This is a genomic window from Candidatus Binataceae bacterium, from assembly GCA_035508495.1.
In the GTDB taxonomy this organism is placed as follows: Bacteria; Desulfobacterota; Binatia; order Binatales; family Binataceae; genus JASHPB01.
On the sequence record DATJMX010000044.1, the window covers coordinates 1 to 9970 of the forward strand.

The window sequence follows — 9970 nt, forward strand, 5'->3', positions numbered from 1 at the left end:
TCTCGAGCAGATGCTCCGAAAGTGCGGCGCAGTTGATCGCCAGGAACGGCCGGTCGGCGCGGTCGCTCATGCGATGGATCGCGCGCGCGATAAGCTCTTTGCCGGTGCCGGTCTCACCTTCGAGCAGAACCGAAATATGCGAGGTGCTGATACTGCCGATGAGCCGGAACACGTCAGCCATCTCGGGGCTCGCGCCCACGATGTCGTTGATCAACTCATGACGGGCGAGGTCGCGCTGAAGGGCGCCGACCTGCGTGCGCAGCGATTCCTGCGCGCTTTGCAGCTCGCCGACCCGCTCGGCGTTGCTGATCGCGAGTGCAATGCTGTTGGCGAGCGATTCGAGCAGCGCCAGGTCGTCGTCGGTGAAGTTCTGCGAACTGAGCGCGTTGACGACCTCGACCACGCCGAGGCGCTTGCCGCCGACAATGAGCGGAGCCGCCAGCACGCATCGCGTCGCCATCCCGGATTGCTTATCGACCAGCGAGTAGAAGTGCGGCTCGCGCGCTACGTCATCAACTTTGATCGCCGTGCCGTTGCGCAGCGCCTCACCCGCGATTCCTCTGTCGGCTGGAAACCGCACCGTGGCAAGGCGGCGCGCGACTTCAGGATCGAGTTCGGACAAGTAGGGGAAGTAGAGTTCCTCGGTTCGAGGATCGAGCAGCAGAATCGAAGCGCCTTCGGCGTTGAGAACCTCGCGGCACTTATTCGTCACCAATCCCAGCAGCGCGTCGAGGTCGAGCTGGCTGGCGAAGGTGTTGCCTAGCTCATAGATGAGCCTGTAGGGCGCATTTGCGGTAAGAGTCGCCATGATAGCGGCACGAGTAAGTGGTCTTCTTTCTCGCCCGCATGATAACGAAATCGTCCGCAGATCCACAGGACTGCGCCTTTCGCGGCAAACGGGAATCTAGTTGCCGATTTCTGTCTCGTTGTCGATCTCGCCCTTGATCGCGACCAGCACTGCCAGCTTCTCGGCGAGCATGCTCGCGGCCTGCAGGATCTTGTCCTGCGATTCGAGTGGAATCGGTGCGTCGTAAGCGTAGCCGAGGACGCGCGCGCCCTCGATAAACATCGCCTCGCACAGGTCTTCAAGATCCGGCGAGCGACCTTCCGCGCACGACACAGAAATACGGCTCTGCGGTTCTTCCATTGCGGTCCTCACACCTCTTCTCCCCCCTTGGTGCACGTACCGCGCCAGCGTGTCGGTGGATGGAATGTTGCAATATTTTTCAATGAAATCGCGGATTTTCAGTTTCACCGCGATGCCGGATCGGACTCGCCGGTGCATCGCGTACTTAGCACTGATTCACAAAAGAGGCGGTCCGCCAACTTCTCGTCATTGAGGGAGCGCGATGGCTAGATGCACTGTGACCGGCTGGTCGAAGTCATAGTCGGCGCAGGTCGCCACGAGATTCGTGCCGCGCTGCCGGTTTGCCGGTCCAGTTCGACGACGATCGACCGAAGCGACAATGGCTCGGCGCGAACTGACCAATGACACGGTTCTGTTTCCATTCGAAACACATTGTGCCGCGAGTCGTGCAAAGCCAGAGCTTCTCTGATATTGCCCGCATGTAGCGCAAATCACGATCGAGGTGCCCAACCGCGATGAACAGAGCGCTCGACGACATTACGGTCGTTGAATACGCCGAGATGGTCTCCGGCCCGATGTGCGGAAAGATGTTCTCCGACATGGGCGCCAACGTGATCAAAATCGAGCGTCCAAAAACCGGTGACCCCGCCCGCGGCCATTCTCCTTTTCCCGGCGATGTGCCGCATCGCGAGAAGAGCGGTCTCTTCCTGTTCCTCAATACCGGCAAGAAGAGCGTCACGCTCGATCCAACGACCCGCGAAGGGGCCGAGCTTCTGCGCAAGCTCCTCGAGAGCGCCGACGTCTTTATCGAGAATCATCCGCCCGGCTACCTCGAACGCTTCGGCCTTCACTACGACGCGCTACATGCGCTCAATCCGCGACTGATTGTCACGTCGATAACGCCTTTCGGCCAAACCGGTCCCTATCGCGACTGGAAGGGCTCGGACCTTATCGAATGGGCTATGAGTTTAACCGGACTCAACACGCCAACGCTCGTTGACGATGAGGAAAACGAGAATCCCCTGCGTGCTCCCGGTCATGCCGCCGATATCATGGGTGCGGCGAACGCGGCGGCCGCGACGATGGTCGCGCTGTACCATCGGGATCTGACAGGCGAAGGCCAATGGATCGACGCGCCGTGCTGGCAGGCGACGGTGAACACGGCGAAGATCGAGATGGCCGCGTACAGCTACGTCGGAATCCCGTTCAGCCGACTGCGCGCCAAGGTCCAGGTCGGGCTGGAGCCGATGCGATGCCGCGACGGCTTCATCTACACGCTGTGGGCGGCCGATTCGCACTACCAGGCGCTCAAGAAGCTGCTTGGCAATCCCGATCGCCTCGACAACGAGCTGTTCGACACGCATGCCGGGCGCGGTGCCAACGACGACATCCTGCGCACGATCATCCGCGAAGAGCTGCTCAACTTCGACATGGAATACCTCGTCACTGAGGGGCAGAAGATGGGTCTGACGATCGGCCCGGTGCATACTGTCACGCAGGCGGTGAATCATTCGCATCTCCAGGCGCGCGATGCGTTCGTCGAGATCGACCATCCGATAGCCGGCCGCTTCAAGTACCCGCATCGTCCCGTATCGCTGTCGAAGACGCCACCGATACCGGCGCGCGCGCCGCTGCTGGGTGAGCATAACGAAGAAATTTTCAGCCGCCTCGGAATCTCCCGCGAGAGGCAGCATCAACTCGCGACCGCCGGCGTCGTCTGAGCGCCTCGGAGAAAGCCATGGCACGTCTTCCGCTCGAAGGAATCCGCGTCGCCGACTTCAGTTGGATCATCAACGGTCCGCAGATCGCGCAGTGGCTCGCGACGATGGGCGCCGAAGTCATCAAGATCGAGTCACAGGTCTATATCGACATCGGCCGCACCAATCCGGCCGGGATGGCGGACCGCAAGATGGGCAGCCTGAATCGCAACGGCTTCTACCACATGCTCAATTACGGCAAGAAGGCGATTAACCTCAACTTGCAGACGCCGCGCGGCTACGAGCTTGCTTGCGAGATCGTAAAGAAGAGCGACTTCGTCCTCGAATGCTTCCCGCGCGGTGCGTCGGAGAAGCTCGGCATCACCTACGACAAGATGAAGGCGGTCAAACCCGACATCGTGATGATTTCTGTTTCGCTGCTGGGCAAGACCGGCACCGAGCCGGCCTCGTGGGTCGGATGGGGTCCGATGGCGTGCTGCTTCGTCGGGATGTTCGACGCGCAGGGCTATCCGGGTGGCACGCCGCGTCAGACCGGTGGCACGTGGCCCGACTACGCGATCGCATCGTCGGTGGTGTTCCACGCGCTCGCGGCGCTTCGGCATCGCAATCGCACCGGCGAAGGCCAGTGGATCGACGCCAGCATGGGCGAGACCGTCATCGGCCAGATGAACGAGTGGTACATGGAATATTTCATGAACGCGCGCGAGCGCGGACAGCGCGGGAATCGCGACGAGTTCATGGCGCCGCACAATACGTACAAGTGCGCCGGCGACGACAAGTGGATCGCTATCGCAGTGAGCAACGACGCGGAGTGGGGCGCGCTATGCCGCGCCGCGGGCCATCCCGAATGGACGGCTGATTCGAGGTTCGAAGATCAAGCCGCGCGCCTCAAAAATAGCGACGCGATCGACTCGCTCCTGCGGCCATGGACACGCGACAAAGATCATCTCGAGCTCGCCGCGATGCTCCAGCGCTCAGGAGTCCCCGCCGGCCCCGTCCTCGACAGCGTCGAGCTCCACGAGGACAAGCATCTCTGGGAATGGGGCTATTGGTGGAAGATGAATCATCACGAAGTAGGCGAGCGTATCCTCCCCGGCATGCCGGTGAAACTTAGCAACGTCGACAAGATGAACTTCTCCTATCCACCCGATCTAGGCCAACACAACCGCGAAGTCTTCACCAACCTCCTCGGCCTGAGCGACGCAGAAATCACATCATTGATGGAACAAAAAGTGATCTACTAAGACCATCAATACGATTTCGTCATCCCTCCACTTCGGTCGGGATGACGGAAAAAAAAGAAATTCTTTTAGGAATTATGAGTTGAGCACGCGTCAATAGCGCCGATGGGCGGCGTTTTCAGGGCCTTTGCAAATGCACCGGAGATCGTGGCAACTCTCTTCTGTCGCGGTCTTTTCGCGACCAATTCTGAAGCCAAAGAGACGCGTTTCGCCGCGACCGCTGAGAGCCTTGTCGCGATGAAGGCGCGCAGGAGAACATGCCGCTATGATGAACGGGGAACAATACAAGAAGTCGCTGGATGACGGACGCGAGACTTTCTTCGAAGGCGAGCGGGTTCGCAGCCTCGCCAAGCATCCGCTGCTTGGCCCCTGCGTCGATCGAATCGCCGCCGGTTACGATCGCTGGTACACGCCCGGCGCCGACGCCGTCAGCCAGCTCATGACGATTCCCGCGTCGGCCCAGGAGCTGAAGGATCGTATTCCGCTGCTCCATTCATCCGATATCGTCGCCAACGTCACCTACCAGTCGATCATGACGCTGACGACGGCGGCCTCGCGCATCGCGCCCGAGCTGCCCGAGTATTCCGAGCGCATGCGCCATTATGTGAAGGGCGCGCAGCGCCGCGATATACGGATCGTCGAGTGCATCACCGACGCGAAGGGCGATCGTAGCCGCCCGCCCGGCAAGCAGGATGATGCCGACGCTTACACGCACGTGGTTGAGCGGCGCCACGACGGCGTTGTGATTCGCGGTGCCAAGCTCCATATCACGGGCGCCTCGATGAGCCATGAGCTGATGGTGATTCCGACCAAGGCGATGAAGCCGGGCGAGGAGTCCTACGCAATAGGATGCGCCGTGCCGGTGAATTCGCCGGGCGTGAAAATCGTGGACACGACCTTCGCGCCGCGTCATCACGACACGCGCGATTTCCCGGTCTCGACCTCGATTCACATGCCGGAAGGCTTCGTGATCTTCGACAACGTATTCGTGCCGAAGGAGCGGATCTTCCTCGATGGCGAAGTGGCGCACGCCGCCGTCTTCGCGCATTCGCTCGGGCTCTGGGAGCGGCTCGGCGGTCTCTCAGGCATGGCCGAGGAGGCCGATCAGCTCGTCGGCTTTGCGCAGTTGATCGCGGAAGCAAACGGCCTCGCGCGCGAATCGCATATCAAGGAGAAAATCTCCGAGATGCTCATCCATGCGACGCTCGTGCATGCGGCGCTGGAAGCGGCGATCGCGAACTGCACGGTGAGCGAAGAGGGCGCGGCGTTTCCTGACGAGCTCTACACCAACGCCGGCAAGTATCATGCGGCGGCGAATTACAATTCGATGGTGCGGCATCTGCACGATATCGCGGGCGGCTCGGTGCTGACGGCGCCGTCGGTCGCCGACTTCGAAAACGAAGTGACGGGACCGCTCGTGCGCAAGTACATGACCACGATGACCGGCGTTGACGGCGAGTATCGCGCCAAGCTGTTCCACGCCATTCGCGATCTCACGGCGGACGCCTACGGCGGATGGAAAGCCGTGACCAACGTACAGGCGGGCGGCGGTCTCTACGCGCAGCGAATCGTGACGCGCAAGTACTACGACCTCAACGGCGCCAAGGCCAAGGCGCTGCACGTCGCCGGTATCAAAACGGAAAAAGGGAATTGAAAAAAGCAAACCACTAAGCACAAAGACGCGAAGAAGGGCGGCGCTCGCGCCGCCTTTCTCATTTAAGCCGGAATGGAGCGCGAAACTTCCGTAACCTTTGCGCCTTGCGAGCGTTGATACGGTGAGATGGCTGGGTCGGCATTGAAGCGCCGTGGCAAAGATTTCGCGGAGGTGATTCCCGAGGACGCGGCGGAGCGCGGTCTCGTCGAGGCTGCGCAACGCGATCCGCGCCAGTTCGCCGATATCTACGAGCGCAACTTCGAACGCGTTTACGCTTTCATCTTGAAGCGGGTTGGCGATCGCGATGCGGCGCAGGACCTGACGGCCGACGTTTTTCATTCCGCGCTCGAAAATATCGGCAAGTTCGAATGGCGCGGCGCGCCCTTCGCGGCGTGGCTGTTGCGTATCGCGGCCAACGCGATCGTCGATCGTGGGCGGCGCGTCGTAAGGTTCGAAAGCGCGAAGCTTCTGGGCGCGTTCGATGATCCGCCGTGCGAGGACGATATCGCTGAGGCCGACTACCGAGCCCGACTATTCAAGCTCGTCGATGAACTCCCCGCCGATCAGTGCCGGGTAATTACGATGCGCTTTGCGCAGGAGAAATCGATCGCGGAAATCGCAAAGAAGATTGGGCGCAGCGAGGGCGCCGTCAAACAGCTCCAGTTTCGCGCGCTGCAGGCGCTGCGCAAGATGGTCGCAAAACGATGAAACGGATCACGCGCAGCAAGAAGCCGCAGTTGGCGCCGGAGCAGCTTGAAAACGCCGTCCATACGATCATGACCGATCGTGAAGCGGGGCTGCCGCGCGTCGGCGCACAGATCGCGCCGATCCTGCGGCTAGCCGCCGACCTGCGCGGCCTGCCCGATCGTGATTTCAAGGCGCGCCTGAAGCGCGACCTGATGCGTGCGGCGCGCGGACGGAAATCCGCCGCGGAGCCGCGACGCGTGAGTCCGGTTCCCGAAGGATACCATTCGCTGACTACCTGTCTTGTCGTTCGCGACGGCGCGCGCGCGATAGATTTTTACAAACGCGCCTTTGGCGCGACCGAGCTGATGCGCCATCCGGACCCGGCGGGACATATCGTGCACGCCGAGATCATGATCGGCGACTCGCGTATCGCAATCGCCGACGAAGATCCGACTTACAACCGCAGCCCACAGTCGCTCGGCGGCGCCTCGTCGATCGTCCAGCTCTACGTCCAAGACGTCGACGCGCTCGCGGAGCGCGCCGTCGCGGCGGGCGCGAAAGTCGTGTCGCCAGTGAAGGATTGGTTCTATGGCGATCGAGCGGGGCGGCTCCAGGATCCGTTCGGGCATCTGTGGAACGTCTGCACTCGAATCGAGAATGTCTCGGAAGCTGAAATGCGGCGCCGCATGGAAAGCATGGCGCCCGCGCCGGCTCCGGAACCTGCTGCTCCCTGTTTGGCCGCCATGCCTGAAGGCTTTCACAGTGTCACGCCTTATCTGCAGGTGAACGGCGCCGACCGATTGATCGAGTTCTTGAAGCGCGCGTTCGATGGCGAGGAAATCCTTCGCGTGCCACGCGATGATGGCAAGATCACGCATGCGCAGGTTCGCGTCGCAGGCTCGATGATCGAGCTGGCCGATGCGAGCGATAAATATCCGCCGAATCCGACCGCCATCTGGCTCTTTGTTCCGGATTCCGATGCCGCATATCGAAATGCTCTCGCGGCAGGAGCGACTTCGCTACATCCTCCGATCGATCAGGACTATGGCGTCCACGAAGCGGCCGTCAGAGATCCATTTGGCAACAATTGGTATATCGCCGCTCCTCTTCCCGGCGCGGATCCGTGGCCTCCGGAATTGCGAAGCATCACGCCCTATCTGCATCCGAAAGGAACACCGAAGGTTATCGAGTTCATGAAGCGGGCTTTCGGGGCCGAGGAGATCGCGCGCCATCAAGACGACGAGGGGACTGTGCATCACGCGCAGATTCGGATCGGTGATTCGATAATCGCGATGGGCGAGGCGCACGGACAGTACCAGCCGATGTCGCCGGCGCTGCATCTTTATCTCGACGACATGGACCGCGCGTATGAGCAGGCGCTGAAAGCGGGTGCGACTTCGATCAGCGAACCGGCGGATTTGGACTACGGCGATCGCGGCGCGAGCGTGAAAGATCCGTTCGGCCACGTCTGGTACATCGCGTCGCATCGCGAAGCCCCCTCGGTCGAGGCGTATGAGCCACGCTATCTGCAGGCGGGCAACATCATGCCGTTCATGTACAACGATGACGTTCAGCGCGCGTTCGATCTTTATCGCGACGTGTTCAAGGCGACCGAAGTGCATCGCGTGGAGCATCGCGGCAGGCCAAGTCACGTGCAGATCGCGATCGGAAAAACCAACGTGATGCTGCGCGACGCGATGACCGACGACCTCGCCGAGTATCGCGCCAGGGGAATCGCCGCGACGCCGCGATCGCTCGGCGGCTCGCCGCTACATCTTTACGTGTATGTCGAAGATGCCGACGCGGCATTCAAGCGCGCGAAGGATCTGGGATGGGAGACCGTCGATCCAATGGCCGACAAAGCTTGGGGCGACCGCTGCGGTGGCGTCCAGGATCCGTTCGGCCACGTCTGGTACATCGCCACGCCAATCGACCGCGGCACCGTTCACTAGTGATCGTTGGGGTTCTCGTGCGGAAGAAAATAAAGAAAATATAGTAGGTTGGGTGTCCCTGCCCGCCATAAGTCCGCGCGCTGCGCGCCCTCAATTTCTGCAAAAAAGTGGCGCGGAGAAATCTTCGCGCAATTTAATGGCGGGCAGGTACGCCCGCCCCACTGTATTTCTTCAGTACCAGCACTATCAGCAGCAACGGTTAGTTGGGCGGCAGCATCGTCGTGAGCTTCGCGCCGTGCGGCGCGATCATCCACACGAGCAGCTTCGCTGGCTCGGATGGGCTCGCGTTCTTCGAAACCATATGATGCTCGTGCGGCGTTTCCGTCCACATCTGACCCTTGGCGAACGTCTCAGTCGGACCATCGCCGAGCTTCGACACGATCGCGCCCTCGAGCACGTAAGCATACGTAGTTCCGGGATGCTCGTGCGGCGGCGTTGAGCCTCCCGGTGGATAGTCAACCGTCAGAACTGTGACGTCAGTGCCCGGCTGCCCGGCGAGCGGTTTCTGCGACAGGATATGAACGACGCCAGCAGAATCGCTCGCAGGCGCGGCGCAAGCGACAGCAGTAGAGAATATAACGACTAGTGCCAGTGCAATTGTGTGGGTTGTTCTCATCTTGGATCGTTCAGCAAAATGCGTACTAGTCATTTAATCCCTTTCCACCGAGTATTTGTGGCGTGCATTTTTCAATCCTGGATTCCCGGGTTTTGGATTGTTTGGCCGCCGAAAAATGAAATACATATGCTCTTTGGCGTCCCGGCGTCAGCGCATAAAAAGCACTCTTGAATGCCGGATTTTTATTTAGTTTGTTTTGCAGTTCCTGAGGAAAAGCGAGGTCTGTATTTTTCTTTGACTCAACTTTCAGGCCGGCCTTTTCCACTTCGATCGCCTGATGAACGTAGCCTTTCAAAATGGCTTCCATCTTGGCTATTTCTCGAACACTGTAGAATCGAATCTGCCGCCCGACATGTGTATTCGGCCCGGTTTTGACCAGGACACCGTCGGTATCCTTCAGCAACGCGCCTTTGAAAAATAGCAGAGCACAGTATTCTTTGAATCCCTGGATTACGACGATGTTTTTGTTCTCAAACGCGTAACAGGGTTTGCCCCACTTCAATTCTTCGCTGAGCCCGCAATCGAGAACGATCGTTCTCAATTTCGCCGTCTCACCCTGCCACTTTTTGACTCTCGCTAAATACGCATCAACTTTCGAATTCTTAACCACGGGATGTTTCACTTTTGGCGCCGGACCCATTGTACCTCACCGGTAGTCGATTAGTGACGCCGAGCCAGGCGACGAAGGCACCCAGAACGAACCAGCCCGCCGGACTATAGACGTGAATTGAATGTAGCTGCTGAAGTGGCCAATCGACCCGAGCACCGCCGGCAAAGAGATCAATTGCAATCGTTGCCGCGATGAGTGACGGAAAGAGTATCCAGGCCACACGTAGTAGCGCTCTATTCCCAGACGACCGAGCGTTGTTCCATGCAGGTCCCTATCGAAGTACCTGACGATGAGCGCGGCGATCCCCGGAAAGTACATTCCAGCGGTGCCGAAAAGCGCGAATCGCGCCGTGTCAGTGGATTCAATGTGAAGTCGCCAAAGCAACGTCCACAAAGCCCATGTGGG

At 60.0% G+C, this 9970-nt stretch carries 10 protein-coding genes; 5 read left to right on the top strand and 5 right to left on the bottom strand.

Features of this window, described 5'->3' with window-relative positions; genetic code table 11:
- Positions 1-808, bottom strand: an 808-nt coding sequence (locus tag VMA09_14650; GenBank protein HUA34845.1) for a GAF domain-containing protein, incomplete at its 3' end; no start/stop codon positions are given.
- 96 nt (positions 809-904) lie between these two features.
- Positions 905-1147, bottom strand: a complete 243-nt coding sequence (locus VMA09_14655; protein ID HUA34846.1) for a hypothetical protein — start codon at positions 1145-1147, stop codon at positions 905-907.
- Between the two features lie 455 nt (positions 1148-1602).
- On the opposite strand from VMA09_14655, the gene VMA09_14660 reads away from it, so the two are divergent.
- From VMA09_14660 to VMA09_14680, 5 genes are all read left to right on the top strand, one after another.
- Positions 1603-2808 (top strand): CaiB/BaiF CoA-transferase family protein, encoded by a 1206-nt coding sequence (locus tag VMA09_14660; protein HUA34847.1) that lies wholly within the window; start codon positions 1603-1605, stop codon positions 2806-2808.
- A 17-nt stretch (positions 2809-2825) separates the two neighbouring features.
- Positions 2826-4049 (top strand): CoA transferase, encoded by a 1224-nt coding sequence (locus VMA09_14665; GenBank protein ID HUA34848.1) that lies wholly within the window; start codon positions 2826-2828, stop codon positions 4047-4049.
- Positions 4050-4314: 265 nt separating this feature from the next.
- A complete protein-coding gene (locus VMA09_14670) occupies positions 4315-5700 on the top strand; it encodes a 4-hydroxyphenylacetate 3-hydroxylase N-terminal domain-containing protein (protein HUA34849.1) in 1386 nt (461 codons plus the stop codon).
- Positions 5701-5826: 126 nt separating this feature from the next.
- Positions 5827-6408, top strand: a complete 582-nt coding sequence (locus VMA09_14675) for a sigma-70 family RNA polymerase sigma factor (protein ID HUA34850.1) — start codon at positions 5827-5829, stop codon at positions 6406-6408.
- Positions 6405-8339, top strand: coding sequence for a VOC family protein (locus VMA09_14680; GenBank protein HUA34851.1), 1935 nt, complete (start codon positions 6405-6407; stop codon positions 8337-8339). The genes VMA09_14675 and VMA09_14680 overlap by 4 nt, the downstream gene beginning before the upstream one ends.
- A gap of 199 nt (positions 8340-8538) precedes the next feature.
- Here the strand turns inward: VMA09_14680 and VMA09_14685 are convergent, their stop codons facing one another.
- The 3 genes from VMA09_14685 to VMA09_14695 form a co-directional block, all read right to left on the bottom strand.
- Positions 8539-8955, bottom strand: coding sequence for a cupin domain-containing protein (locus tag VMA09_14685; GenBank protein ID HUA34852.1), 417 nt, complete (start codon positions 8953-8955; stop codon positions 8539-8541).
- Positions 8956-8980: 25 nt separating this feature from the next.
- On the bottom strand, positions 8981-9595 hold the full coding sequence (locus VMA09_14690; protein HUA34853.1) for a YdeI/OmpD-associated family protein: 615 nt from the start codon (positions 9593-9595) through the stop codon (positions 8981-8983).
- Between the two features lie 6 nt (positions 9596-9601).
- The coding region (locus tag VMA09_14695) for a hypothetical protein (GenBank protein ID HUA34854.1) at positions 9602-9970 on the bottom strand (369 nt) is incomplete at its 5' end.